Genomic DNA, 24,249 nt, shown 5'->3' with positions numbered 1-24,249 from the left:
GTCGCTTATTCGTCGCCGTCGTCGTCCGCCTCGCCCCTGGAGGACTTGCCGCGCTCCGCATCGGCGCCGCGCTGCAGGGCGGCCGCATCGCGGAAGAAGGCGTCCGTCGCGTGATCGGGGCTCAGGCGCAGCGCCGGCGGGTAGATCGCGGACATGTACAGTTCATCCGCGAGGCGGCCGCTGATCTGCAAGTTGCTCAGCAGTATCAAGGTCGAGCCGATGATGGCCAGCACCACGCTGACGAGCCCGAAGCGGCGCGGATGCTGGGGTTTGATCGTGCACAAATGGTAGTAGATCATGGCGCATACAATGACGATGAACATATGCCGTCCGTAGCGCGTCAGCAGTTCCAGCGAGAGCGCATACGCAGCCATGTTGCTGCCCAGTTCCCACGCTTCCATGGCCAGCAAGCCGCAGCCGATGATGAACAGGTGGCGGCCGAAGCGGGCCGTGTGGCCGAACAGGCGGTTCGCCACGGCCCAGATGGCGGCCCACACGAGGCCAGCGCCCAGCGCGGAGGCGATGACCATCAGGTAAGAAATCGGATCGAACGCTTCCGCGTCGCCCAGCCAGTTGCTGAAGGCGGCCGAAGCGCCGATCATGACGAGGCCGGCCATGGCGGGGCGCAAGCCTTCCCAGTTGTGCATGGTCGTGTCGCTCAGTTCGGGCGCCACCGGATGGTCGTTGGCGCGCACACGCAGTCGCGTGTGGCCCAGGCGCACGACGCTGTTGCCATCCAGGGCCACCTGCGTCTGGCGCTGGCCGAGGTGGATCACGCCATTCTGGCTGCCCAGGTCGCGCAGCAGGAGGCCGCCTGCGCCATCATCCTCGACGATGGCGTGGGCGGGCGCCGTGTGCGCATCGTCGAGGATGAAGTCATTGTCGTAGCCGCGGCCGATGCGGATCGGCAGGCTGGCGATGCGCTGGCGCCGTTCCACGTCGCCATTTGCGGCGAGGATTTCGATGTGATAGGGCGCTTTCATGGCTTGCGCGCGCCGCTGGCGGAAGGGGCGCGCGACAGCGCTTCGAGGAAGGTGCGGGTGACGCGCACGCCGTTGGCGTAGGACACGCCGCGCGCGTCGATGCGGCTTTGCAAGCTCATCAGTGGCTCATCGGTGCTGGCGGCCAGCAGGGCAAAATCGTACAGGCCGGTAAATTTGCGGTAGGCGCGCACGCACAGGACGGCGCGCAGGGGCAGGGTGGCATTCTTGACGAACTGCTCGGTGCAATGGGGGCCCGTCAGGTTCGCGCTCTTGTAGTTGCCGAAATTTTCGTTCTTGAACGAGGCGCTGGCCAGCTGGGAAAAGCGCAGGGCGCCCAGCTCGCTGCTGCGCAAAAACTCGTGGCGCATCGACACCTGCCCCGTTTGCAGGGCGCCGGAAATGAAGAGGGCCGATTCCATGGCGCAGCTCGTGTTGTCTATCGTGTAGGGCTTGTCGGCTTTCACGTTGGAGCGGCCCCAGCAGCGCATCTGGTCCGATTCGCGCACGGGCACGCGGTACGGGCCCATGGCTTTCAGGCTCAGGGGCGTGTCGAGCAGGCGCGCCAGCATCACGTCCTGGTGCGCCAGCAGCTGGGCCGTCACCAGCGGCTTGAAGTCCTTCGGCGGCTTGCCTTGCTGCGCCGCCTTGGCCAGCAATTGCTGTGCATAGCGGGCCGGCACGAGAAAACTGACGAGTTCGCCGTCGAGGCGTTTCGAGACATTGATGCCGGCGACATCGCCATTCGCCGTGACGCTGGGGCCGCCGCTCATGCCGGAATTGATCGGCCCCGTAAACATCAGCTGGTCGTAGAAGCTGCGCGTGACGACGCCGTTGTACGCGCCTTCCGAAATGGCAAAGCCCAGGTCCAGCGGATTGCCCATCGAATACAGGTACTGGCCCTGGGTCAGCGGCGCCAGCTGCTCGGGCATCTTGAAAAACCCCGTGCCGTGTCGGTTCACGCGCAGCACGGCCAGGTCGTGCAGCACGTCGACGGCCAGCAATTCCACGTTGCCCCGCTGGCCGCTGGTGTCGACCCATTCGCCCACATAGGTATCGGGGTCGAGCGCGAACTGCGACACCACGTGATAGTTGCTCACCACCAGGTCGCCCGTGCCGATCAAAAAGCCCGAGCCCACCGACGACTGCGTGCGGCCGTTTTTCAGCAGCACGCGCACTTGCAGGATGTCGGCGCGCGCGGCCGTGTACAGTTTTTGCGCGGCCGACGAGGGCGGCGGCAGGGCCGCGTGTTCGTTGGCGGCGGGGGCGGCGGTGGCCGGCGGCGGCTTGACGGGAGGAACCGATGCGGCGGAGGCGGCCGGTGCTGCGGCCGGCGCCGCCTGCGCGCCGGCGGTGGCGCACAGGCCGGCCAGCAGGAGGGCGAAGTTAGATAATTTCATGCATCCTTTGTGCGTGAGCGGGAGCACCTGCCCCGGTGGCGCCGCCTGCGCGCCAGTGCGGCAATTACAGGGCGCCGTCTTCCAGCGCCGGCGCCGTCACCGGCGTCATCATGTGGCCCAGCTTGCTTTGCTTGGTATTCAGGTAATGCTGGTTGAAGGCGTTGCGGTTGACCAGCAGGGGCACGCGCTCGGCCACCGTGATGCCCAGCGCTTCCATGGCCGCGATCTTGCGCGGGTTGTTCGTCATCAAACGCAGGCTGTCGATGCCGAATTGCGCAAACATGGGCTTGCACAAGGCGTAATTGCGGGCGTCGGCCTTGAAGCCCAGCTGCTCGTTCGCCTGCACCGTGTCGGCGCCCGCTTCCTGCAGGCGGTAGGCGCGGATCTTGTTGATCAGGCCGATGCCGCGTCCTTCCTGGCGCAAATACAGCAACACGCCGCGGCCTTCCTCGGCGATGCGTTTCAGCGCCCCTTCGAGCTGGGCGCCGCAGTCGCAGCGCTGCGAAAACAGCACGTCGCCCGTCAGGCACTCGGAATGCACGCGCGCCAGGACCGGTTCGCCGTTGCCGACGTCGCCCAGCACCATGGCCAGGTGTTCCTTGCCCGTGGCGTGCTCGACAAAGGCGTGCAGGGTGAACTGGGCCCACGGCGTCGGCAAGGCGCAGGAAGTCGTGTAATCCAATTCGCCTGTCGCCAGGAGGTCTGCGCCGCTTTGCATGGTTGTGCTCATATAAGTAATTGTCAAAAATAAAAGGCGCGCGACACCACTCCGGTGCCGGCGCGCCTTGCCATCATACCAAAAAGCAGGGAAACGTTTTCCCCGGCTGCCATTCGGTCGTTGCAATGTCTGGTGATGAGCCTTACTTAGGGGCACTTCCTCCTTTTACAAGGTCGATGGCTGGCTGTGCCTGGCGGATGCCTCCGCCAGGCACAGTCCATCAGCTGCCGATGCGGCCGCCGTCGTTCTTGGTGATCACGATGGTGGCCGAGCGGGGACGCTTGCCGACGCCGTAACCGGCGTTGGCCGGCCACTGGCTCGTGTACTTGGACGGGTCGCCGATATTCGCCAGCGCGGTGTTTTCGCCCGGATGCTGGATGTTGATGAACATGGTCTTGCCGTCGGGCGTTTCGCTGATGCCCGTGATTTCCGAGCCGACCGGTCCCACCAGGAAGCGCTTGAGCGTGTCGGCCGTGGGCTTCTTGCCGATGAAGGTGTCGACCGCCAGGTTGCCGCCGGCCGCCGTGGCGTAGTTCAGGGTGGACTTGGCGCCGTCGCCCACCTTGCCGGGAATGGCCGCCAGCATCATGCAGTTGGTCACATCCGTGTACGCGCCATCGTCCGTCTGGATCCAGCAGATGCCCGTGTAGGGGCTGAAGGCCAGGCCGTCCGGGCTCGAAAAGTCCTGGTCGGCCGTCAGGTTCGACAGGTTGATCTTGCTGGCGTCGGCGCCGCTCTCGGCGCCAAACAGGTAGACATCCCACGTAAAGCTGGTGGCCGCGGCTGCGCCCGTGCCTTCCTTGAAGCGGATGATATGGCCGTTCGGATTGCCGTTCTGCGCGCTGCTGCCCTTCATGTCCGTGTAGGCGCGCGGGTTGGCGCTGTCGGGCGCCAGCTGCGACGAGCCGCCCGGATTGACGGTGCGGTTCGAGTTGTTGGTCAGCGTGTAATAGATCTCGCCATTGGCCGGGTTGACCGAGCACCATTCCGGACGGTCCATCTTTGTCGCGCCCACGGCGTCGGCCGCCAGGCGGGCATTGACCAGCACGTCGGCCAGGTCGGCGAACTTGTAGGCGCCGTAGGCCTGGATCAGCGCGTTCGACAGGGACAGCTCGATCCACTGGCCGGTGCCGTCGGCGGCCAGCTTGGCCACGTACAGCTTGCCCGAATCGAGGTATTTGTCGCCGGTGGCGATGCGGTCTGCCGGGTTGGCGTCCGCCGCGGCCCAGACGGCCGCCGTGACGAATTTGTAGATGTATTCGTTGCGCGAATCGTCGCCCATGTAGACGGCCAGCTGCTGGCCCACGGTCGGCACGCTGAAGGCGGCGCTTTCGTGCGCGTAGCGGCCCAGCGCCGTGCGCTTGCGGATGGCGCGGGTCTTGTCATACGGGTCCATCTCGACGATGTAGCCCATGCCGTTCAATTCATTGCGGTAGTCGTCGCTGCCGTCGGCTGATGCGCCGATCTTGCTCAGGTTCCAGCGCGCGTACTTGTCGTCGCTGCCGCCCGTTTCCCAGCCGTGGCGCGAAGCGCCGCCCTGGCTGCGGCCATAGCGGTTCAGCGACACCACGGACTTGTCGCCGCGCGCCGCGTTGTCGGTGGCCGAGCGCGTGAAGTAGCCGGCCCAGTTTTCCTCGCCGGACAGGTAGCTGCCCCATGGCGACTTGCCCGTGCCGCAGTTGTTGATGGTGCCGCGCGTCCTGGTGCCGGTCGGCGAGTACTTGGTCACCACGAGGGCATTGCCGCGTACGGGGCCGGCAAGCTCGATGTCCGTCAGCGGCGTGACGCGGCGGTTGAAGGCGGAATCGTTGACGGTGGCCCAGGCGCTGCCCGTCTTCTTGACTTCCACCACGCTCAGGCCGTGGACGGCCACTTCCTTGTCGACTTCGGCGGCGGGGCGCGGCAGCGTGGTGGTGCCGCCATTGACGTGCAGGAAGTGCGAGGACAGCTTTTCGTCCGTGGTCGCTTCGTGGTTCATCGCCAGCAAGCCCCGTTCGGCGCCGGACGCCAGCGGCGCGCCGGCGGCGGACAGGCCGTAGTATTCCATGCCGTCGTGGTGGTCGCCGGCGCGGTTGTCGAAATCGGTATCGCTGCCGTCGTTCTTGTAGGCTGGCGTGGCCGCGCGCAGCGAGTCGCCCAGCGCATACAGGGCCGTGGCCGTGTAGCCGGCCGGCACCGACACGACGTCGGCCAGGCTTTTCGGCACGGCCGTGAAGGCCAGCAGTTTTTCGGGCGTCGGCGTCGGCGTCGGGGTGACGGCGACCGCATCGCTGCCGCCGCCACAGGCGGACAGGCCCATCGACCCCATGACGGCGGTGGCGGCCGTGACGGCGCTGCCGCGCAGCCAGTTGCGGCGGCTCAGGCGGGCGTTCAGGATGCTGTTGAAATGGTTATCGTGGGACGCGTTGCTGTCGATGTCGTTCAGATCGGTGGCGCGGATGGCCAGATCGTTGGGCTTGTTCATGGGCTGCGATGTCCTGTGGTTGCGTGATTTAAAGGCAAGCGCATGATAGTGAGCGTATGTGACGGCCGCATGTCAGTTTCATGACCAAACGGTGACAGGCGGCCGGCCGGACGGGCCCCGTGCGTGACGGGTCCGTCCGGTCAGGCCGCCTTGGCCTTAACTGGCCTGGCGAAAACCGCGCCGAAGAGGGGCAGCTGCCATCAACGAGGCAGATCGAACAGCAGGAATTCCGCGTCTTCCGGCTGGGTAATGATCACGGCCGCCTCCTGCGTCAGTTTCAGCGCATCGCCCGCTTTCAAGGGCGTGCCGTTGACGACCAGGCTGCCGCGGATCAGGTGCACATAGGCGAGGCGGCCTTCATCGAGCGCATGTTCGGCTTGCTCGCCTTCGCGCAGAATGCTGGCGTAGATGGCCGCGTCCTGGTGGATCAGCACGGAACCGTGGCGGCCGTCGCCCGAGGCGATCAGGCGCAGCTTGCCCTGTTTGCTTTCCGGCGAGAAATGCTTCTCTTCATAGCTGGGGGGAATGCCCGTCACGTTCGGCTGTATCCAGATCTGCAGGAAGTGCAAGCCATCCGTGTTCGAGTGGTTGAACTCGCTGTGGCGCACGCCGCTGCCGGCGCTCATGCGCTGCACGTCGCCGTAGTGCAGCACGGAGCCGGTGCCCATGCTGTCCTTGTGCTCGAGCGCGCCGTCGAGCACATAGGAAATGATTTCCATGTCGCGGTGGCCGTGCGTGCCGAAACCCTGGCCGGGCGTGACCCGGTCTTCATTGATCACCAGCAATGGGCCGAAACCCATGTGATTGGCATCGTGGTAGCTGCCGAAGGAAAAGCTGTGGTGGGAATTGAGCCAGCCGTGGTTGGCGGCACCGCGTTCTGCGCTGTGACGAATCTGTAACATGGTGTGCTCCGTTTCTGTAAAGTTAATGTGCGATAATTTCGAAGGACCGTTGCCCGGCATCTGCCGTGACGCCTTTTCTGCCCCTCGCTGTACGATGGAGAAAGTATAGGCCGCCACGCGGGGAAAGAAAAACGGAAAATCTACCGTACTATCATCGAAAAAATCGAATGTTAAGACTGAGCCTGGAAGCCCTGCAAATCGTCGACGCCATCGACCGCCGCGGATCGTTCTCGTCGGCCGGCAAGGAGTTGCATAAAGTGCCGTCCACCATTTCCTATACGGTGGCCAAGCTGGAAGACGACCTGGGCGTGCAGGTCTTCCAGCGCAACGGGCCGAAAGTCGTGCTGACGGCGGCGGGGCAGGAGTTGCTGAAGGAAGGGCGCTACCTGCTGAAGGCGGCGCAGGATCTGGAGCACCGCGTGCGCAGGGTGGCGTCGGGCTGGGAAACGGAACTGGCCATCGGCATCGACTCCATGTTTTCCGCCGTGGCCCTGGCCGACGACGTGCGCGCCTTTTATGAGGTGGCGCAGCAGACGCGGCTGCGCCTGGGGCAGGACACCCTGTCGGGCACATGGGAAGCGCTGCTGGACCGCAGGGTCGACCTGCTGGTCGGCGCGCCCGGCGACGGGCCGGCCGGCGGCGGCTATATTGCACAGCCGATCGGCATGCTGGACTTTGTCTTCACCGTGGCGCCCACGCACCCGCTGGCGCTGCTGCCCGGCCCGCTGTCGCGCGGCGACCTGCAGCAATACCGCGCCGTGGTGGTGGCTGACTCTGCGCGCCAGCTGGCGCCGCGCACGGTGGGACTGCTGCTGGGGCAGGATGCGCTGACGGTGCCGAACATGCAGGTCAAGTTCGACTGCCAGGTGCTGGGGCTGGGCTTCGGCTTCCTGCCGGGGCCTTGCGCGCGCGCCGCCATCGCCCGCGGCCTGCTGGTGGAAAAGGCCGTGGAAGAGCCGAAACCGTCGGAAACGTTCTACCTGGCCTGGCGCGTGGGCGAGGATGGCGCCGCGCTGCGCTGGTGGCTGGCGCGCATGCGCGATCCCGAAGTGTTCGCGCGGCTGGCGCTGCACCTGCCGGGACGTGCCTGACGCAGCACCCCGCCATTCGGCGTAGGCCTTAAAATGTTGACATAGGCCAACATTTTCAGGTTACCATATTCACAGTATTTCCATCGTATTTCTGGCCCGACCTCCATGCCCCCTGGTGGGATTTTGATGATTACACAGACCGCAGCGCTCCCGACATTCTTCCTGGCCCCGTTTCCTGCGCGGGGTTGCCGTGCTTGAGGCGAAAGTGGCGCTGTGCCTGCGCCTGGCCCAGGAGGCCCGCGAACAGGCGGGGCCGCAGCAGCTTGCCACCCTGGCGCGCCTGCAGGACGAGCTGGAGCGGCTGCGCGGCGCCAGCCGGCCCGTGGTGCGCGTGGCGCCGGCCGACGCCCTGCTGGAAATCGATCCCGACGGCTTCCTGATCGGCTGGAACCATGGCGCCGAACAGATGTTCGGCTATTCCGAAATCGAGGCGCTGGGCCAGCACATCCTGTTCCTGTACCCGGAAGACGATGCGGAAGCGAGCGTGCTGGAGCTGCATTTCGTGCAGGGCGACGTGGCCACCGATGTGCGCCGGCGCAAGAAGTCGGGCATGGTGACGTGGCTGCGCATGCACCGCCACGTGATCCACGACCAGGCCGGCAAGGCTTGCGGCATGGCCGTGCGCCTGTCCGCGCTGAGCGAACCGCTGTCCGACGTGGACAAGGTGAAGTTGCACGCGCGCATCATCGAAGACAGCGAGCAGGGCGTGCTGATCACGGATGCGGAAGAGCGCATCGTGTCGATCAACAGTTCGTTTTCCCGCATCACCGGCTATTCGCCGGCCGAAGCCATCGGCCGCACGCCGGACTTGCTGCGCTCGGGCGTGCATGACCCCGATTTCCGCGCCAAGGTGCGCGCCGCCATGCGCGGCCACGGCTCCTGGCGCGGCGAGATCATCGGCAAGCGCAAGAACGGCGAACTGTTTCCGCAAGACGTCACCATCAGCGTCGTGCGCGACGAGTACGGCGAAATCAGCCATGTGTTTTCCCTGTTTTCCGATATTTCCGTGCACAAGGACGCCGAGGCGCGCATGCAGCGCATGGCCAACTACGACAGCCTGACGGGCCTGCCGAACCGCTGCCTGCTGAACCAGCTGGTCGACCAGGGCCTGGCCGAAGCGAAGCGGCAAGGCACGCATGGCGCGCTGATGGTCATCGACATCAGCCGCATCGGTTCCATCAGCGACACCCTGGGCCATGAAGTGGGCGACCAGCTGGTGATCGCCATCGGCCAGCTGTTCCGCGGCGCCCTGCGCGACGCCGACATCCTGGCGCGGGTCGACAACAACAAGTTCGTCGTGGCCCTGCTGCACATCGAAAAGCGCGAACACGCGGCCAACGTGGCGCAAAAACTGCTCAACCTGCTCGAAGCACCGATCAATATCGATGCGCACGCGCTGCACGTGGGCGCCAGCATCGGCATCACCGTGTATCCGGAAGACGGCCTGGAAGCGCCGGCCCTGTTCCGCTTTGCCGACGTGGCCGTGGCCAAGGCGGGCCAGACCATCGAATCGACCTTCCTGTTCTACCGCGAGGACATGAACCGGCGGGCCAAGGAACATTTGCGCCTGGAAAGCGAAATGCGACTGGCCCTGGGCGACAAGGAGCTGGAATTGCATTACCAGCCGAAAGTGAGCCTGGCCAGCGGACGCATCGTGGGCGCGGAAGCCTTGCTGCGCTGGAAGCATCCGATGCGCGGCATGGTCTCGCCCGGCGTCTTCATCCCCGTTGCCGAGGAAACCAGTTTAATTTTAGAACTGGGCACCTGGGTGCTGGACGAGGCGTGCCGCCAGATCCGCAGCTGGGAAGACCGGGGCCTGCACATGCCGGCCATCGCCGTCAACCTGTCGGCGCGCCAGTTCGACGAGCAGTTGCCGGCGCGCATAGCGGCCGTGCTCGAGCGCTACGGCGTGCGGCCTGAGCAGATCATGCTGGAAATCACGGAAAGCCTGCTGATGCGGGGCGCCGACAAGGTCATCGACATCATGAACCAGCTGGTGGCCATGGGCCTGGCGCTGGCGCTGGACGACTTCGGCACCGGCTATTCCAGCCTCGCATATTTGAAAAAGTTTCCCATCAGCACACTGAAAATCGACCGCTCGTTTGTCGTCGGCTTGCCCTTCGAGGAAAATGACTGCGCCATCGCCCGCGCCATCGTCACCATGGCGCAGCAGCTGCGCCAGGAAATCGTCGCCGAAGGCGTGGAAACGGCCGAGCAGATGCGTTTCTTGCGCGAACTGGGCTGCGACCAGCTGCAAGGCTATCTGTTCAGCCCGGCCGTGCCGGCGGCCGAGTTCGAACTGATGCTGGGCGAAGGCCGCCAGCTGCGCCTGGGCGAGGCCGTCGCTTAAGGCAGGCCCAGCTTGACCTTTTCCAGCAGGTAATCGAGCATTACGCGCACGCGGGCCGGCACCTGCAGGCCCGGTCCCACGAAGACGGCGTGCACGACCTCCTTGTCGCCCGGATTGTAGTCCTGCAGCACCTCCACCAATTGACCTTGCGCAATGTCGCGCCGCACGTGCTGGCGCGAAAAACGTCCCAGTCCCATGCCCGCCAGCGCCAGCTGGCGCATGCTTTCGCCATCGCTGACGCAGGTATTGCCCTGCGGCGTCACCTGCAACGTTCCTCCGCTCCCGTCGAGGAAGGGCCAGGTTTCGTTCTGGCAGCGGAAGTTGAACGCCAATAAATTGTGTTCGGATAATTCCTGCGGCGTGCGCGGCAGGCCGTGGCGCGCCACGTAGGCGGGCGCGGCGACGACGACCATCGCGTCTTCGCCCAGCTTGCGCGCCACCAGGTTCGATGCCTTCAGCTGGCCTGTGCGGATGGCGATGTCGGTGCGGTCTTCCAGCAGGTCGACGACGGCGTCGCTGACGACGACGTCGAGCACGATGTCGGGATAGCGGCGGGCGAACTCGGGCAGGATGGGCAGCAGCTGGTGCACGCCGAAGGGCACGAAACAGTTGATGCGCAGGCGCCCGCGCGGCGCCGCGCCCTGCGACGCTTCGCGCTCGGCGCCGTCGATATCGTCGAGGATGCGCTTGCACTGCACGAAGAAGGCGTCGCCCTCGGGCGTGGTGTGCAATTGCCGCGTGCTGCGCTGCAGCAAACGGGCGCCGAGCCGCGCTTCCAGCCGATTGACGAGCTTGCTGACGGCCGACGGCGTCAGGGCCAGGCGGCGCGCGGCGGCGGAAAAAGCCCCCGTTTCCACCACGGCCACGAAGACGCTCATCTCGAAGGCGCGGTTGATGTCTTGCCTGGCCATTATTGAATCCATTTCATAGGTGTTTCCATTATAGGAGTCTATATCAAAAGTGTTTCTCCCGATACACTGGCCGGCTTGAATCATTGCTGGAGCCATCATGACCACCGCACACCCTGTTTCCCCTCAAGCCAGCAAGATGCCGCCCGGCGTGCTGGCGCTGGCCGTCGGCGCCTTCGCCATCGGCGTGACCGAATTCATCGTCGTCGGCATCCTGCCCGCCATCGCGAAAGATTTGCAGATTTCCATCGAATCGGCCGGCTCGCTGGTGAGCCTGTACGCGCTGGCGCTGGCCGTCGGCACGCCGCTGCTGGTGCTGCTGATGTCGCGCCTGCCGCGCAAGGCGGCCCTGCTGGGACTGATGAGCGTTTTCCTGGCCGGTAACTTGCTGGCCGCGTTTTCCCACACATTCGAATTGTTGCTGGCGGGGCGGGTCATCACGGCCGTGGCGCACGGCACCTTCTTTGCCATCGGCGCCACCGTGGCCGCCAGCCTTGTGGACAAGGCGCAGGCGGGCAGGGCGATTTCCGTGATGTTTGCGGGACTGACGCTGGCCATGGTGATCGGCGTGCCGCTGGGCAGCTTCCTCGGCAACCTGATGGGCTGGCGCCTGCCCTTCTTTGCCGTGGTGGTGCTGGCCGCGCTGGGCCTGGCGGCCATGGCGCGCTGGCTGCCGGCCGGTTTATCGCAAGGCCAGGGCGGCAAGGCCATGACGCAGCTGGCGGCCCTGGGCAGCGGCCCCATCCTGACGATGATGGCCGTGACCACGTTCGGCTTCGGCAGCAGCTTTGCCGCGTTCACGTTCATTACCCCCATCCTCACGGACGTGACGGGTTTTTCCGCCGCCATGGCCAGCGCCCTGCTGATCGTGTTCGGCGCGGCCACCTTTGCCGGCAACCTGGCGGGCGGCTACCTGACCAGCCACCTGGGCTGGCAAAACGCCTTGCGATCGATGCTGCTGTTGCTGGCCGTGACGCAAGTGGGCGTGGCGCTGGCCGTCACGTCCCAGTGGCTGATGACGGTGATGCTGTTCGTCTGGGGCGTGTTCGCCTTCGGCCTGTCGCCGGCCCTGCAGGCGGGCATGCTGGCCACGGCCGAGCGCTACACGCCGCAAGCCGTCGATTTCGCCTCGGGCCTGAACATTTCCGCGTTCAACCTCGGCATTTCCTTCGGCTCCATGCTCGGTGCGCTGATGGTGTCGCGCCAGCTGATGGCATCGTCGCCCTGGGCCGGCGTGGCCGCTGCGCTGCTGGCCCTGCTGCCGCTCGCGTGGCTGGCGCGCAGGAACCTGGCCGCCCACGTGGCAGGAGCGGCCGCGCACTGAACGCGGGCCGCCTTATTCCAGCAGGGCGCCATCGTGATGGACGTGGGCGGCAAGGGCTTTTACCGCCGCGTCGACGCCACGGGGGCGCGCTATGCCGGCAGCGACGACGATGTGCTCCACGCGCAGAATCTGCCCATCGACGTGGGCCAGGCGCTGCGCATGGAGGCGATCCGCTTCGCCGTCATCGCCCTGTGCCTGCTGCTGCCGCTGGGGTGGTGGACGCGCGCGCACGGGCGCAGCCTGGCGGCGCGGGCGCGGGTCAGCGCCGCATCGAGCATCGCGCCGCTGGCGGGCCGCATCAACGACATGGCCGGGCGCATCGGTTCGCTGCTGGAGGCGGGCAAGCATTTGCTGCTGCACGGCGGCGCCATCGCCGTCGACGATTCGCCGCTGGGCGGCGCCCGCTTCACTATCTGCATTCGGCCATGAGCGCCGGCGCATCGCGCTTCTGGCGCTGCGCCATGTAGGAACTGCCCATGGACGCGGCCATGATCATGGCAATCGCCAGCCACTGTCCCGCTCCCAGGCGCTCGTCGAGCAGGATGTAGGCCAGCATGGCGGCCACGGCCGGCTCCATGCTGCTCATGATGCCGAAGGCTTGCGGCGTCAGCCGTTTCAGGGCCACCATTTCCAGCGAGATCGGGATGGCGCTGGAAATGAGCGCGACCCCCAGGCCCACGCCCAGCACGACGGGCGAGAGCAGGGCGGCGCCGCTGTGCGCCACGCCCACGGGCACCACCACCAGCGCGGCCATGGCCAGGCCCAGGGCGACGGAATGGCCCGCGTGCAAATGGCTGGCGCGCTTGCCGAAGACGATGTACGAGGCCCAGCAGACGGCCGCGCCCAGGGCGAACAGCACGCCCGTGGGGTCGAGATTGCTGACGTCGTGGCCCAGCGGCAGCAGCAGCGCCAGTCCCGCCACGGCCAGCGCCACCCAGATGAAGTCGAGCGGGCGGCGCGAGGCCAGCAGGGCCACGGCCAGCGGGCCGGAAAACTCGATAGCCACGGCGATGCCGAACGGTATCGTGCGCAGGGCCATGTAGAAACACAGGTTGGTCAGGCCCAGCGCCGCGCCGTACAGGGCCACCGTGCGGGCGTCCGCCCGGCTCAGCTGCCAGCGCCACGGGCGCCAGAACAGCAACAGCAGCAGGGCGGAAAAGCCCACGCGCACGGCCGTCGTGCCTTGCGCGCCGACCAGCGGGAACAGGCTGTGCTTGGCCCACGAGGTGCCCAGTCCCAGCGCGGTGACGGAGCCGAGGATGGCGAGCAAGGGAATAAAAGAAGAGTAGCGGTGCTGAGGCATGGTAATAAATGGCTTGATATCGGAGTAATGAAAGTTTATTGTGTCTGCTCCGATATTTGCACTGCATTTTGACCATCATGACGCAACTTTCGCTCGCGCCTTCCCCCGCCCTCGACGCCTTCGACCTGGCCATCCTCGATATCTTGCAGCGCGATAACACGACCTCGCAGCGCGCAATCGCCCAGGCCGTGCATTTGTCGGCGCCCGCCGTGCAGCGGCGCATCCGCCGCCTGCGCGAGAGCGGCGTCATCCGCAACGAGGTAGCCGTACTCGACGCGAGCCGCCTGGGCCGCCCCCTGACATTGGCGGTGGAAGTGCATCTGCACGACGAGCACCCGCTGCGCACGGCCGGCATGCGCGCGCGCATCATGGCCGAACCTGCCATCCAGCAATGCTATGGGATTACCGGCGAGGCCGATTACCTGCTGCTCATCACGGCCAGCAGCATGGCCGAATACGAAGCGCTGACGGAGCGGCTGTTCGGCGGCGACGACAATATCCGGCGCTACCGCACGTCCGTGGCATTGACCTGCCTCAAGATGGGCTTGCACGTGCCGCTGGCATAGGAGCGGGCAGATGACGATCTTCAAAAGGACGCAAGGGGCAGTGACGGCAGCCATGCCCGCCGGCCTGGCTGCCGCCATTACCGGTTATCAATGGACGCGCGACAGCGCCGGCGAGTCGGACGCCGCCGTCTACCGCCTGCAGGGCGGGGATGGCGCGCCGGACCTGTACCTGAAGCACGGCAGGGGGCCTGCCGCCGCCGACCTTGCCGATGAAGCGGCGCGCCTGCGCTGGCTGGCGCCGCACCTGCCCGTGCCGGCGGTGGTGCAGTTCGCGCGCGTGGCAGCGCCGGACCAGGCCTGGCTGCTGACGGCTGCGCTGCCGGGCAAGACGGCCTCCCAGGTGCTGGATGCGGACCCCGCGCTGGGACCCGCCGTGGCCCACGCGCTGGCGGCCTTCCTGCGCCGCCTGCACGCGCTGCCCGTGGGCGCGTGTCCCTTCGACGCCGGCCTTGCCGTGCGGCTGGCCCAGGCGCGCCGGCGCATCGATGCGGGCCTCGTCGACGCCGATGATTTCGATGCCGAGCGACAAGGCTGGACGGCGCAGCAGGTGTGGACGGCGCTGCAGGATTGCCAGCCGCTCACGCCCGACCCCGTCGTCACGCATGGCGACTTCTCGCTGGACAATATCCTGCTGCAGGACGGCGCCGTCGTCGGCTGCCTCGACGTGGGACGGGCCGGCGTTGCCGACCGTTACCAGGACCTGGCCATCGTTTGCCACGGCCTCGCCGAGTTGGACGCCGCGCTGGTGCAAAGCTTGTTGCGGCACTACGGGATCCTTGATGCCGATCAAGGCAAGCTGCAATTCCATCTGCTGCTTGACGAGCTGTTCTGAGCGCCGCCGGCACTCTGGCATAATCAGCAGGGGCGAATGAGGGAGCATGGGATGGCGGAGCTGGAAAATGCGCATCAGGCTGAATCCGGCCTGCTTGCCGCCTGGCTGGCGGCACGTTCGATTGCGCGTGGCTTGCCGCCGCCCGTGCCCGAGCACGGCGGCTGGCGTGTCGACGCGGGCTTGCCGGGCGAAATCCGGCGCCACGTTTTTGGGGGACCGGTTCCAGGCATCAGCGCCTTGGCTGCGTCGATACACGGACCGCATATCTTCATCAAGATGTGTGGTTCCGGGGAGCAATTGCTCGGGTTATTGCCGCCCCGATGGCAACTGTTGCCTGGCGGCTTTTTCATGCGCCATGAAGGCAGCCTGCATGCGTCCGTGCTGCCTGCCGGCTACCGGCTGGAAGTGACAACGGCACAGGCCATCACGACGGCGCGCATTCTGAGCGGCGATGGCGGTATTGCCGCCAGCGGCCATGCCGTGGAACATGCGGGCGTCTTTGTCTTTGACAGGATCGTCACGCAAGCGGCGCATCGGCGCCGGGGACTGGGGCGGGTCCTGATCGCCGCGCTGGCGGCCAGGCAGAGGTCGGGCCGCGCGCGCCGGGTGCTGATGGCCACCGGCGACGGCTTGAACTTGTATCTGAGCCTGGGCTGGCATGTTCAATCACTGTATTCGACGGCAACGATCATGTGAGGCCGCGATAAAGGCCGCGATATGCACTTCCGCATCGCGGATGCCGGGCGGTCATGCCACGGCTCACGGCTCATCGCGCTCGGCGTCGCGCTCGCGGCAGCTCAGGGACGCGTAATGGCCTTTGGGCAGCCTGTTCTTGATGGCAACATCTTTCAGGGCCTGCCCGATATCGACGGGGTCGTTCAAGGTGCAGCGCTGGGCGCGGGCGAACGCCTGCAGCTTCTGCGTGCTGCCCTGCACCCTGACCGTGACGCCCGCCCCGGGGCTGACGCAGCAGCCGATGTATTGCGTGATGTATTCTTCCTCGATCAGCACCAGTGCATGCCCCATGAAGCTGGCCGGCTTTTTCAGCAGGTAGTAATCGGTGTAGTCGAAGCGCTGGTCGGGGCGCCTGCCGATGTAGCCTTCGCGCACGTAGGCGGCGATGGCCTTGCCCGAGGTGCCCACTCGCTCCGTCGTGCCCTTTTTCAGGTGCAGCGCATGGATCAGATCGCTTTCAAGCGCGGGATCGGCGGCGCTGGCGCAGCTGGCGGCGAGCAGAAGAGCGCCGAGCAGGCGGCGGGCGCGGCATGCGGACATGGACGTGATTGCTTGCATATATTTCATGTGAAGGGGAGAAGAGGCGCAGTGTAGCGCACGCCAGCCACGGCGCGTGGCACAAGTGCGTGGCACAATGCGTGATCCGCACGCCATGTGCCACTCACCCCAGGACTTTCATGACCCGCGCCATCCTCGACGAAGCCCAGATCCATCCCGCCGCCCGCCTTTTGATCGGCAGCAAGCACCAGGACATCGTGCGCGAGGTGCAGCGAGCCATCGCCGCCCACCAGGTGGTGGTGGTCGGCATGGCGCTCAATCCGTTTCCGCGCAAGGCGCGCAAGATGCTTGACGTGCTGGGCACGCCCTATCAGTACCTGCAGTACGGCAGCTATTTCAGTCAGTGGCACCGCCGCAATGCGCTGAAAATGTGGACGGGCTGGCCCACGTTTCCCATGATTTTCGTCAATGGCGTGCTCATCGGCGGCGCCAGCGAGCTGCAAAAGCTCGTGGAAAATGGCGAGTTCAGCGCCATGCTGGCGAAGAAGCTGCGCGCGATTTAAGCCCCGTCTTATTCTCCCGGCCGCCATGGCGACTTGCGCGTGCGCAAGGGGTCGAGCAAGCTGCGTAAATCGTTGTGGTCGAGCTCGTACATCAGCGCAATTAAACTGCCCAGTTCGCCCGAGGGGAAGCCCTCGCGCGCGAACCAGCCCAGGTAATGGCCCGGCAAGTCGGCCAGCAGCCGTCCCTGATATTTACCGTATGGCATTTCGCGCGTGACCAGCAGCGCCAGTTTTTCTGAATTCATGGTGGAAATCTCGTGTTGACCTGCCCAGTGTAGCAGACCTCTGCATTGTTGATTTTGGCGCAACTATCTTCTGCCCGCTGACGTATTTTTCGGAACAAAGAAAACCCCGATACTGCATGCCAACATCATTTATCGGAGTTTGTCATGCCCATTGCCTTGCTCGCGCTGACCCTCAGCGCGTTTGCCATCGGAACCACCGAGTTTGTCATCGTGGGGCTGTTGCCCACCATCGCCGCGGACCTGGGCGTCAACCTGCCGTCGGCCGGCCTGCTGGTCAGCCTGTATGCGCTGGGCGTCGCCGTCGGCGCACCCGTGCTCACTGCCCTGACGGGCAAGCTACCGCGCAAAACCTTGTTATTGTCGCTGATGGTCTTGTTCACCCTGGGTAACTTGCTGGCGTGGAAATCTCCCGGCTATGCAACCCTCGTCGTCGCCCGCATCGTGACGGGGCTGGCGCATGGCGTGTTCTTTTCCATCGGCTCGACCATCGCCACCTCGCTGGTGCCCAAGGACAAGGCGGCCAGCGCGATCGCCATCATGTTTACGGGCTTGACCGTGGCCCTGGTGACGGGCGTGCCGCTGGGCACCTTCATCGGCCAGCATGTCGGCTGGCGCGAAACCTTCCTGGCCGTCTCGGCCCTGGGCCTGGTGGCGTTCATCGGCAGCCTGCTGTACGTGCCGTCGACCATCAAGCACGGCAAACCGGCGTCGCTGCTGCAGCAAGTGCAGGTACTGGGCCAGCCCCGGCTGCTGCTGGTGTACGCCATGACGGCCGTCGGCTATGGCGGCTCCTTCATCGCCTTTACCTATCTGGCGCCAATCCTGCAGCAGGTGTCGGGTTTCAGCGCCGGCGCCGTGGGCGCGGTGATGCTCGTGTATGGCGTGTCCGTGGCCTTCGGCAATATCTGGGGCGGCAAGCTGGCCGACACGATGGGGCCAGTGCGCGCCCTGAAACGGATCTTCCTGCTGCTGGCAGCCGTTTTGCTGCTGCTGACCTTCACGGCGCCGCATCCGGTGCTCGTCGTCATCACCGTGCTGCTGTGGGGCGCCGTTGCCTTCGGTAACGTTGCTGGTTTGCAAGTGTATGTCGTTCAGCAAGCCGAACACTTCACGCCCCGCGCCGTCGACGTGGCATCGGGCCTGAATATCGCCGCGTTCAATCTTGGCATCGCCGGCGGCGCCTGGGGCGGCGGCCTGATCGTGGAACACCTGGGCCTCGTGCATACGGGCTGGATCGGCGCGCTCGTCGTGCTGGGTGCCTTCGGCTTGACGGCCCTGAGCGGCCGGATGGACCGCTTGCATCCCATCGCCGTGCGCAGCGGCGGCGAAAAGTCGATGCATGCGGTGGGGCATTAACTGCTTGATCTGCAAGCAAGTCGCTGGCATGGACGAGACCAGGGTTTACAATGGTGTTTCCTTTTCTCCCGCCCATACCCCCATGTCCGATACCGCAATGTCACCGCTGCGCCTGCGCGCCGCCATCAATCCGAAACCGCTGGGCGTGGCCCTGTTGCTCATCGTGCTAGGCGCCTGGTATCTGGCGCAGAGCGTCGGCATCAAGCAGGCCGCGCTGTACGTGGTGGGCGCCTTGCTCGGCATTACCCTGTATCACGCGGCCTTCGGCTTTACATCGGCCTGGCGCGTCTTCATCGCCGATGGCCGCGGCGACGGCTTGCGCGCGCAAATGCTGATGCTGGCCGTGGGCGTGGCCCTGTTTTTCCCGGCATTGTCGGCCGGCACCCTGTTCGGCACGCCCGTCGCGGGCCTGGTGTCTCCCGCCGGCACCTCGGTGATCTTCGGCGCCTTCATCTTCGGCATCGGCATGCAGCTGGGCGGCGGCTGCGCCTCCGGCACGCTGTACACGGTGGGCGGGGGCAGCACGCGCATGCTCATCACCCTGGCCGCCTTCATCGTCGGCTCCGTGATCGGCACGGCGCACATGCCGTTCTGGACGGCGTTGCCGCAACTAAAACCCATTTCCCTCGTCACGACGCTGGGCCTGGCGCCCGCGCTGGCGCTGAACTGGTTCGTCTTCGCCTTGATCGCCGGCCTCACGGTATTCGTGGAAAAGCGCCGCCACGGCAAGCTCGTGGCCACGCCCCTGCGCCCGTCGCAGGCGTCGCCCTGGCTGCACGGCCCGTGGCCGCTGGTGGCGGGCGCCATCGCGCTCGTCGTGCTCAATTTCATCACCCTGGCGCTGTCGGGCAAGCCGTGGGGCGTGACGTCGGCGTTCGCCCTGTGGGGCGCCAAGGCCGCGTCCGCGGTCGGCATCGACATGGCCAGCTGGGCCTACTGGTCGACCAAGGCCAACGCGGCCGCCCTGGCCGCGCCTTTGACGCAGGACAAGACTTCCGTGATGGATATCGGCATCGTGCTGGGCGCCATGCTGGCGGCGGCGCTGGCCGGCCGCTACGCGCCCGTGTGGCGCATCCCGCGCCGCTCGGTCATCGCCGCCGTCGCCGGCGGCCTGCTGCTCGGCTATGGCGCGCGCCTGGCCTACGGCTGCAACATCGGCGCCTATTTCAGCGGTATCATCTCGGGCAGTTTGCATGGCTGGCTGTGGCTGGTCTGCGCTTTCCTGGGCAATGTCATCGGCACGCGTTTGCGTCCATGGTTCGGCCTGGAAGTGGAGAAAGTCAAGCCGAGCGGCTGCTGAGGCCGGCGCAGACTGGGGCTTTGCTGTATATTTCTGCCCCTGTTCCCCTTGCCGCCAGAGCAATACCCATGTCCCCAGCCATCCTGTTTGCCGTCGTCCTCGCGTATTTTTTGATCCTGCTGGGCGTGGCATGGCGCACCTCGCGCCATGCCACCAACGACAGTTTTTTCATCGGCAACAAGGACAGCAACTGGATGCTGGTGGCCTTCGGCATGGTCGGCACGACGCTCACGGGCGTGACCTTCATCAGCGTGCCCGGCGCCGTGGGCAGCAACGGTTTCGGCTACATCCAGCTGATGCTCGGCTATGTGCTCGGCTATCTCGCCATCACCTTCATCCTGCTGCCGCTGTACTACCGGCTGCAGCTGACTTCCATTTACCGCTACCTGGAAGTGCGCCTGGGCCGGCGCTCCTACCAGAGCGGGGCGGCGTTTTTCATCGTCTCGCGGCTGCTGGGCGCCACGGCGCGGCTGTATCTGGTGGTCAATATCCTGCAGGCCACGATACTCGACAGCCTGGGCGTGCCGTTCTGGCTGACGTCGTGCATCGTGCTGCTGCTGATCCTGCTCTACACCTATGAAGGCGGCGTGAAAACCATCGTCTGGACTGACACCCTGCAAACGGCGTGCATGCTGGCCGGCCTCGTCATCTGCAGCGTGTTCTTGCTGCGCGCGATGGACCTGTCCGTGATCGACAGCCTCGAGCGCATGCGCGCGCAGGGCCTCACGCGCATCTTCACCGTCGACCCGGACAGCCCCGCCTACGTGTGGAAGCATATTCTTGCCGGCATGTTCATCACGATTGCCATGACGGGCATGGACCAGGAAATGATGCAAAAGAACATTTCCGTGCGCACCTTGCGCGATTCGCAAAAGAATATGCTGAGTCTCACCGTGGTGCTGACCGGCGTGCTGCTGCTGTTCCTGTTTCTGGGCGGACTGCTGCACCTGTACGCGCCGCTGGCCGGCGTGACGGCCACGGGCGATAAACTGTTCCCCGCCGTCGTGCTCGGGCATTTTCCCGCCGCGGTGCAGCTGATTTTCTTCATCGCCCTCGTTTCCGCCCTGTTTCCCAGCGTGGACGGGGCATTGACGGCGCTCACGTCCACCTTCTGCATCGACATCCTGGGCCTGCAGCGGCGGGCGGATTTGAGCCAGGCGGCGCAGATGCGCTGGCGCCGCCGTGTCCACCTGGGCTTTACCGCACTGTTCTTGATCTTGATCATGGTCTTCAGGTGGCTCGACGATCCCAGCATGATAGGCGTGATCCTGAAGCTGGCCAGCTATACCTATGGTCCGCTGCTGGGCCTGTTTGCCTTCGGCCTGCTGAGCCGGCGCGGCGTGCGCGACCGCTGGGTGCCGCTGGTGGCCATCGCCGGGCCGCTGCTGTGCGCGCTGGTCGAGCAGGAACAGGCGCGGCTGTTTGAACATTACCGCATCGGCCTGGAACTGCTGATCCTCAACGGCGCCCTCGTGCTGGCGGGCCTGTTCCTCATTTCCACGCCGCCAGGGCAGGGCGGCCAGGGCGCGGCACAGTTGTCAAAATAAGACGATTCGCACCGTTTTCAGTTATATTGGTTTCCTTTAGGTATATAACCTCACGGAGCATCAATGTCACTGAACCCCTTTCCGCCGCTGCGCCGCGGTTTTGGCGCATTCTGGCGCGCGCTGGACGCCACCCGCCGCGCCGTCTTCAACCTGATTTTCCTGCTGATCGTCATCGCCATCCTGATCGCCATCTTCGGCGGCGGCGCCAAGCCGCTGGGCGAAAAGACCACCCTGGTGCTGGACCTGCAAGGCCCGCTGGTGGAGGAAACCCCGGGCGGCGTGCGCGAAGCCGTGCTGGCCAATGTCAGCGGCGAAGTCAAGAAAAGCGTGCAGCTGCGCGACGTGCTGGCGGTGCTCGACACGGCGGCCAAGGACAAGAACATCGGTTCCATGGTGATCCTGCTCGACGAACTGCAGGGCGGCGGCCTGGCTTCGCTGCGCGAAGTGGCGGCCGGCGTTGAGCGTTTCCGCGCCTCGGGCAAGAAAGTGACGGCCTGGGGTTCGAGCTACAACCAGCGCCAGTACCTGGTGGCGGCCAGGGCCGACGAAGTGTTCGTGCACCCGATGGGCGGCGTCATGCTCGAAGGCTTCGGCCGCTACCGCAATTACTACCGCGACGCGCTCGACAAGGTGGGCGTGACGGTCAACCTGCTGAAAGTGGGTACGTATAAAAGCGCGGCCGAGCCCTTCATCGCCAACGGCCCGTCCGAAGCGGCGGCCGAAGCGGACCGCTACCTGAACAACGGCCTGTGGACCACCTATACGACGGACGTGGAAAAGGCGCGCAAGCTGCCGGCCGGCGCCATCATGCAAACGATCGACAACCTGCCCGCGCTGATGACGGCGGCCGGCGGCGACATTGCCAAGCTGTCGCTCAATGGGAAACTGGTCGACGGCCTGAAAACGCGCGATGAACTGCGCCAGTTCATGATGGCGCGCGGCGCGAAGAACACGGAAGGGACGAATTTCCGCCAGGTGAACTACACCGACTACCTGGCGCGCCTGCGCCCCGTGCATATCGGCGACGCCGTCGGCGTGGTCATCGCCTCCGGTGAAATCGGCGACGGCATCGCGGCGCCAGGCGCCATCGGCGGCCTGTCCACCTCGCGTTTGATCCGCCAGGCGCGCGAAGACAAGTCGATCAAGGCCGTCGTGCTGCGCGTCGATTCGCCGGGCGGCAGCGCCTTCGGCTCGGAACTGATACGCCGCGAACTGGAACTGACGCGCGCCGCCGGCAAGCCCGTGGTCGTCTCGATGGGCAACGTGGCCGCGTCGGGCGGCTACTGGATCAGCACCTCGTCCGATGAAGTGATCGCCGACGCGGCCACCATCACCGGTTCCATCGGCGTGTTCGCGATTCTGCCGACGGCCGACAAGGTGGTGGAAAAGCTGGGCATCCACACGGCCGGTTCGCCGACCACCTGGCTGGCCGACGCGGGCAACCCCTTGCGCCCGCTCGACCCCCGCTTCGCGCAAGTGATCCAGGGCTCGATCAACCACGTGTATGGCGACTTCCTGAGCCTGGCCGCCAAGGCGCGCAAGACGACGCCCGAGAAAATCAATGAAGTGGCGCAGGGCCGCGTCTGGACGGGCTTGCAGGCGAAAGAGCGCAATCTGGTCGACCGCATCGGCAGCTATGGCGATGCGCTGGCCTCGGCCGCCAGGCGCGCCAAGCTGGGCGCCGACTACCGCGTGACCTACCTGGAGCAGGAAACGTCGAACGTCGACCGTTTGATCGGCATGTTCGGTTCCAAGGCCATGGCCTCGCTGGGCCTGGGCGAGCACGTGAAGCTGGGCCTGGCCACGACGGGCTTGCCGGCCGATGCGGCGCTGGGCATGGCGCAGGACCTCTCCTGGCTGTCGGGCATCACGCGCGAGCACAAACCGTTCATGGCCCTCACGCACTGCCTGTGCGAGGTGCCTCTGGGCGGCAAGTAATACCCACATCAACAGCATACGCAAGCCGGCTTCGCCCGGCTTGTTTCATATCAGGAGCAAGGCATGGCAAGCGACATCAGCGCACCCACGGGTATCGCCATCCGCCCCTGCGTCAAGGGCGATGAACAGGCGCTGGCGCTGGTGGGGCAATCGACTTTTCTTGAAGCGTTCGCCGGCATCCTCGACGGCGCCGATATCCTCGCCCATTGCCAGCGCCAGCACGACGCGCAGCTGTACCGCGACTGGCTGGCGCTGCCGGCCATGCGCTTGTGGCTGGCCGAGGCCACGCCCGGCGGCGCCCCCGTGGGCTACCTGGTGCTCAGTCCCGCCGGCCTGCCGGTGGCGGACCCGCGCCCGGACGACCTGGAAATCAAGCGCATCTACCTGCTGCACCGCTTCCAGGGCCGGCGCGTGGGCCAGCGCCTGATGCAGGCGGCGCTGAGCCAAGCGCGCGCCGGCGGGGCAGGGCGCGTGCTGCTGGGCGTGTACGCGGAAAACCACGATGCGCTGGCCTTTTATGCGCGTTGCGGCTTTGCGCAGGTGGGCCGGCGTACCTTCCGCGTCGGCAGCACCGACTATCAGGATGTCATCCTCGGCATGACCTTGTAAATCCAGGTAAAGACTCGCTGCCCTCTGCTGGCGCCTGAGCATCCGCATGGCGCCAGGTCAAGGCGGCTGGCGGGAGATTTGTAGCGAGTTTGTATCCGCATGCGAGTCGCCCGCGTCTGGCGCACGCCGGGCGGTGACGCCCCGCAAGCCTGATTTTTCCACCGCTCCCCCATACAGGCGGCCTGCCTGCCGGCCCGCCTGATCCTCCCGTGCCTGTCTGGCTGTGTGTAATTGTTTCAAGTAGAAATGAAACAGTTACATGACTATGCTAGAGTCGTTTCAGCCCAGGGAGCGATGTTTTTTCAGCTGACTTTCAGCTCTTGATTCCCCGGCTTTGTACCGATACAACCCCGAAAAACGGCCGTTCTGCCTGAGTGTCTTCCACCTCGGCCGGCGCCACAGACTCGCCGTGCCAGCGGCCACTACAAGGATAAGCGATGGATTCGCAGACAGCACCCAATACCCCGCGGCGCAGCCGCCGTTCGAAAATCGTCGGCAGCGTCATCGCGCTGGCAGTGATGGCCGCGCTGGGCGGCGGCGCCTGGTATCTGACTCACTCGGGCGCCAGCGCGCAGGGCGGCGCTGGCGCGGGCGGCCCCGGTGGCCCGGGCGGGCCAGGC

General features: G+C 65.7%; 22 protein-coding genes and 1 pseudogene. 14 read left to right on the top strand and 9 right to left on the bottom strand.

Going from position 1 to position 24,249, the window contains the following annotated elements; all coding sequences use genetic code 11:
- Positions 1 to 5 precede the first annotated feature (5 nt).
- The 5 genes from CBW50_RS15655 to CBW50_RS15635 all read right to left on the bottom strand — a co-directional run bounded on the left by CBW50_RS15655 (position 6) and on the right by CBW50_RS15635 (position 6,464).
- Positions 6 to 983 carry an FHA domain-containing protein gene (locus tag CBW50_RS15655; protein WP_086146425.1) on the bottom strand — a complete coding sequence of 326 codons (978 nt, stop codon included), beginning with the start codon at positions 981 to 983 and terminating at the stop codon, positions 6 to 8.
- Entirely contained in the window at positions 980 to 2,380 is a 1,401-nt protein-coding gene (locus CBW50_RS15650; protein WP_086146424.1) for a serine protease, read from the bottom strand. Before CBW50_RS15650 ends, CBW50_RS15655 begins: the two co-directional genes overlap by 4 nt.
- A gap of 64 nt (positions 2,381 to 2,444) precedes the next feature.
- Positions 2,445 to 3,098: a GTP cyclohydrolase II gene (ribA, locus tag CBW50_RS15645; protein WP_076571963.1), complete on the bottom strand. Its 654-nt coding sequence runs from the start codon at positions 3,096 to 3,098 to the stop codon at positions 2,445 to 2,447.
- 220 nt (positions 3,099 to 3,318) lie between these two features.
- Positions 3,319 to 5,562 (bottom strand): PhoX family phosphatase, encoded by a 2,244-nt coding sequence (locus CBW50_RS15640; RefSeq protein WP_086146423.1) that lies wholly within the window; start codon positions 5,560 to 5,562, stop codon positions 3,319 to 3,321.
- 200 nt (positions 5,563 to 5,762) lie between these two features.
- Entirely contained in the window at positions 5,763 to 6,464 is a 702-nt protein-coding gene (locus tag CBW50_RS15635) for a pirin family protein (protein WP_086146459.1), read from the bottom strand.
- 167 nt (positions 6,465 to 6,631) lie between these two features.
- Between CBW50_RS15635 and CBW50_RS15630 the strand changes: the two genes are divergently transcribed.
- Both CBW50_RS15630 and CBW50_RS15625 read left to right on the top strand, forming a co-directional pair.
- Positions 6,632 to 7,555 (top strand): LysR substrate-binding domain-containing protein, encoded by a 924-nt coding sequence (locus CBW50_RS15630; protein WP_086146422.1) that lies wholly within the window; start codon positions 6,632 to 6,634, stop codon positions 7,553 to 7,555.
- 190 nt (positions 7,556 to 7,745) lie between these two features.
- A complete protein-coding gene (locus CBW50_RS15625; RefSeq protein ID WP_086146421.1) occupies positions 7,746 to 9,905 on the top strand; it encodes an EAL domain-containing protein in 2,160 nt (719 codons plus the stop codon).
- On the opposite strand, the gene CBW50_RS15620 is transcribed toward CBW50_RS15625, so the two are convergent.
- Positions 9,902 to 10,816: a LysR family transcriptional regulator gene (locus tag CBW50_RS15620; protein WP_086146420.1), complete on the bottom strand. Its 915-nt coding sequence runs from the start codon at positions 10,814 to 10,816 to the stop codon at positions 9,902 to 9,904. The genes CBW50_RS15625 and CBW50_RS15620 overlap by 4 nt on opposite strands.
- A 97-nt stretch (positions 10,817 to 10,913) precedes the next feature.
- On the opposite strand from CBW50_RS15620, the gene CBW50_RS15615 reads away from it, so the two are divergent.
- Both CBW50_RS15615 and CBW50_RS15610 read left to right on the top strand, forming a co-directional pair.
- Entirely contained in the window at positions 10,914 to 12,137 is a 1,224-nt protein-coding gene (locus CBW50_RS15615; protein WP_172404778.1) for an MFS transporter, read from the top strand.
- A gap of 33 nt (positions 12,138 to 12,170) precedes the next feature.
- Complete coding sequence (locus CBW50_RS15610) at positions 12,171 to 12,566, top strand: hypothetical protein (RefSeq protein WP_226935851.1); 396 nt, start codon at positions 12,171 to 12,173, stop codon at positions 12,564 to 12,566.
- On the opposite strand, the gene CBW50_RS15605 is transcribed toward CBW50_RS15610, so the two are convergent.
- Positions 12,547 to 13,440: a DMT family transporter gene (locus CBW50_RS15605; protein ID WP_086146418.1), complete on the bottom strand. Its 894-nt coding sequence runs from the start codon at positions 13,438 to 13,440 to the stop codon at positions 12,547 to 12,549. The genes CBW50_RS15610 and CBW50_RS15605 overlap by 20 nt on opposite strands.
- 77 nt (positions 13,441 to 13,517) lie before the next feature.
- Here CBW50_RS15605 and CBW50_RS15600 point away from each other — a divergent pair, with 77 nt between their 5' ends.
- From CBW50_RS15600 to CBW50_RS15590, 3 genes are read left to right on the top strand one after another with little or no spacing between them, the layout of a single operon-like run.
- Positions 13,518 to 14,006 carry an Lrp/AsnC family transcriptional regulator gene (locus CBW50_RS15600; RefSeq protein ID WP_086146458.1) on the top strand — a complete coding sequence of 163 codons (489 nt, stop codon included), beginning with the start codon at positions 13,518 to 13,520 and terminating at the stop codon, positions 14,004 to 14,006.
- A gap of 10 nt (positions 14,007 to 14,016) precedes the next feature.
- Positions 14,017 to 14,838, top strand: a complete 822-nt coding sequence (locus tag CBW50_RS15595) for an APH(3') family aminoglycoside O-phosphotransferase (RefSeq protein WP_086146417.1) — start codon at positions 14,017 to 14,019, stop codon at positions 14,836 to 14,838.
- A gap of 51 nt (positions 14,839 to 14,889) precedes the next feature.
- Positions 14,890 to 15,534: a GNAT family N-acetyltransferase gene (locus tag CBW50_RS15590; RefSeq protein ID WP_086146416.1), complete on the top strand. Its 645-nt coding sequence runs from the start codon at positions 14,890 to 14,892 to the stop codon at positions 15,532 to 15,534.
- Between the two features lie 63 nt (positions 15,535 to 15,597).
- Here CBW50_RS15590 and CBW50_RS15585 read toward each other — a convergent pair whose 3' ends face one another.
- Positions 15,598 to 16,113 carry a hypothetical protein gene (locus CBW50_RS15585; protein WP_139842531.1) on the bottom strand — a complete coding sequence of 172 codons (516 nt, stop codon included), beginning with the start codon at positions 16,111 to 16,113 and terminating at the stop codon, positions 15,598 to 15,600.
- Positions 16,114 to 16,250: 137 nt separating this feature from the next.
- On the opposite strand from CBW50_RS15585, the gene CBW50_RS15580 reads away from it, so the two are divergent.
- A complete protein-coding gene (locus CBW50_RS15580; RefSeq protein ID WP_086146414.1) occupies positions 16,251 to 16,634 on the top strand; it encodes a glutaredoxin domain-containing protein in 384 nt (127 codons plus the stop codon).
- 8 nt (positions 16,635 to 16,642) lie between these two features.
- On the opposite strand, the gene CBW50_RS15575 is transcribed toward CBW50_RS15580, so the two are convergent.
- Positions 16,643 to 16,879, bottom strand: coding sequence for a DUF3820 family protein (locus CBW50_RS15575; protein ID WP_034749909.1), 237 nt, complete (start codon positions 16,877 to 16,879; stop codon positions 16,643 to 16,645).
- Between the two features lie 144 nt (positions 16,880 to 17,023).
- Here CBW50_RS15575 and CBW50_RS15570 point away from each other — a divergent pair, with 144 nt between their 5' ends.
- From CBW50_RS15570 to CBW50_RS15545, 6 genes and pseudogenes are all read left to right on the top strand, one after another.
- Entirely contained in the window at positions 17,024 to 18,235 is a 1,212-nt protein-coding gene (locus tag CBW50_RS15570) for an MFS transporter (RefSeq protein WP_086146413.1), read from the top strand.
- 82 nt (positions 18,236 to 18,317) lie between these two features.
- Positions 18,318 to 19,535, top strand: coding sequence for a YeeE/YedE family protein (locus CBW50_RS15565; RefSeq protein ID WP_086146412.1), 1,218 nt, complete (start codon positions 18,318 to 18,320; stop codon positions 19,533 to 19,535).
- A gap of 68 nt (positions 19,536 to 19,603) precedes the next feature.
- Positions 19,604 to 21,082, top strand: coding sequence for a sodium:solute symporter (locus CBW50_RS15560; protein WP_086146411.1), 1,479 nt, complete (start codon positions 19,604 to 19,606; stop codon positions 21,080 to 21,082).
- A gap of 63 nt (positions 21,083 to 21,145) precedes the next feature.
- Positions 21,146 to 23,020, top strand: a complete 1,875-nt coding sequence (gene sppA, locus CBW50_RS15555) for a signal peptide peptidase SppA (RefSeq protein WP_086146410.1) — start codon at positions 21,146 to 21,148, stop codon at positions 23,018 to 23,020.
- A 63-nt stretch (positions 23,021 to 23,083) separates the two neighbouring features.
- A complete protein-coding gene (locus CBW50_RS15550; protein ID WP_086146409.1) occupies positions 23,084 to 23,629 on the top strand; it encodes a GNAT family N-acetyltransferase in 546 nt (181 codons plus the stop codon).
- Positions 23,630 to 24,066: 437 nt separating this feature from the next.
- A pseudogene (locus tag CBW50_RS15545) lies at positions 24,067 to 24,249 on the top strand (efflux transporter periplasmic adaptor subunit); the annotation flags it as partial.

The sequence above is a fragment of the Janthinobacterium sp. GW458P genome (assembly GCF_002127585.1).
GTDB lineage: Bacteria > Pseudomonadota > Gammaproteobacteria > Burkholderiales > Burkholderiaceae_D > Janthinobacterium.
Note: the sequence above shows the minus strand (reverse complement) of the source record. Positions and strands in the feature narration are given on the sequence as shown.

Coding starts and splice junctions, on each gene's coding strand:
- CBW50_RS15575 (WP_034749909.1), bottom strand. CDS start 16,879: ATGAATTCAGAAAAACTGGCGCTGCTGGTCACGCGCGAAATGCCATAC.
- CBW50_RS15585 (WP_139842531.1), bottom strand. CDS start 16,113: ATGTCCGCATGCCGCGCCCGCCGCCTGCTCGGCGCTCTTCTGCTCGCC.
- CBW50_RS15570 (WP_086146413.1), top strand. CDS start 17,024: ATGCCCATTGCCTTGCTCGCGCTGACCCTCAGCGCGTTTGCCATCGGA.
- CBW50_RS15550 (WP_086146409.1), top strand. CDS start 23,084: ATGGCAAGCGACATCAGCGCACCCACGGGTATCGCCATCCGCCCCTGC.
- sppA (WP_086146410.1), top strand. CDS start 21,146: ATGTCACTGAACCCCTTTCCGCCGCTGCGCCGCGGTTTTGGCGCATTC.
- CBW50_RS15650 (WP_086146424.1), bottom strand. CDS start 2,380: ATGAAATTATCTAACTTCGCCCTCCTGCTGGCCGGCCTGTGCGCCACC.
- ribA (WP_076571963.1), bottom strand. CDS start 3,098: ATGCAAAGCGGCGCAGACCTCCTGGCGACAGGCGAATTGGATTACACG.
- CBW50_RS15655 (WP_086146425.1), bottom strand. CDS start 983: ATGAAAGCGCCCTATCACATCGAAATCCTCGCCGCAAATGGCGACGTG.
- CBW50_RS15565 (WP_086146412.1), top strand. CDS start 18,318: ATGTCCGATACCGCAATGTCACCGCTGCGCCTGCGCGCCGCCATCAAT.
- CBW50_RS15580 (WP_086146414.1), top strand. CDS start 16,251: ATGACCCGCGCCATCCTCGACGAAGCCCAGATCCATCCCGCCGCCCGC.
- CBW50_RS15635 (WP_086146459.1), bottom strand. CDS start 6,464: ATGTTACAGATTCGTCACAGCGCAGAACGCGGTGCCGCCAACCACGGC.
- CBW50_RS15620 (WP_086146420.1), bottom strand. CDS start 10,816: ATGGCCAGGCAAGACATCAACCGCGCCTTCGAGATGAGCGTCTTCGTG.
- CBW50_RS15605 (WP_086146418.1), bottom strand. CDS start 13,440: ATGCCTCAGCACCGCTACTCTTCTTTTATTCCCTTGCTCGCCATCCTC.
- CBW50_RS15595 (WP_086146417.1), top strand. CDS start 14,017: ATGACGATCTTCAAAAGGACGCAAGGGGCAGTGACGGCAGCCATGCCC.
- CBW50_RS15560 (WP_086146411.1), top strand. CDS start 19,604: ATGTCCCCAGCCATCCTGTTTGCCGTCGTCCTCGCGTATTTTTTGATC.
- CBW50_RS15630 (WP_086146422.1), top strand. CDS start 6,632: ATGTTAAGACTGAGCCTGGAAGCCCTGCAAATCGTCGACGCCATCGAC.
- CBW50_RS15590 (WP_086146416.1), top strand. CDS start 14,890: ATGGCGGAGCTGGAAAATGCGCATCAGGCTGAATCCGGCCTGCTTGCC.
- CBW50_RS15600 (WP_086146458.1), top strand. CDS start 13,518: ATGACGCAACTTTCGCTCGCGCCTTCCCCCGCCCTCGACGCCTTCGAC.
- CBW50_RS15615 (WP_172404778.1), top strand. CDS start 10,914: ATGACCACCGCACACCCTGTTTCCCCTCAAGCCAGCAAGATGCCGCCC.
- CBW50_RS15640 (WP_086146423.1), bottom strand. CDS start 5,562: ATGAACAAGCCCAACGATCTGGCCATCCGCGCCACCGATCTGAACGAC.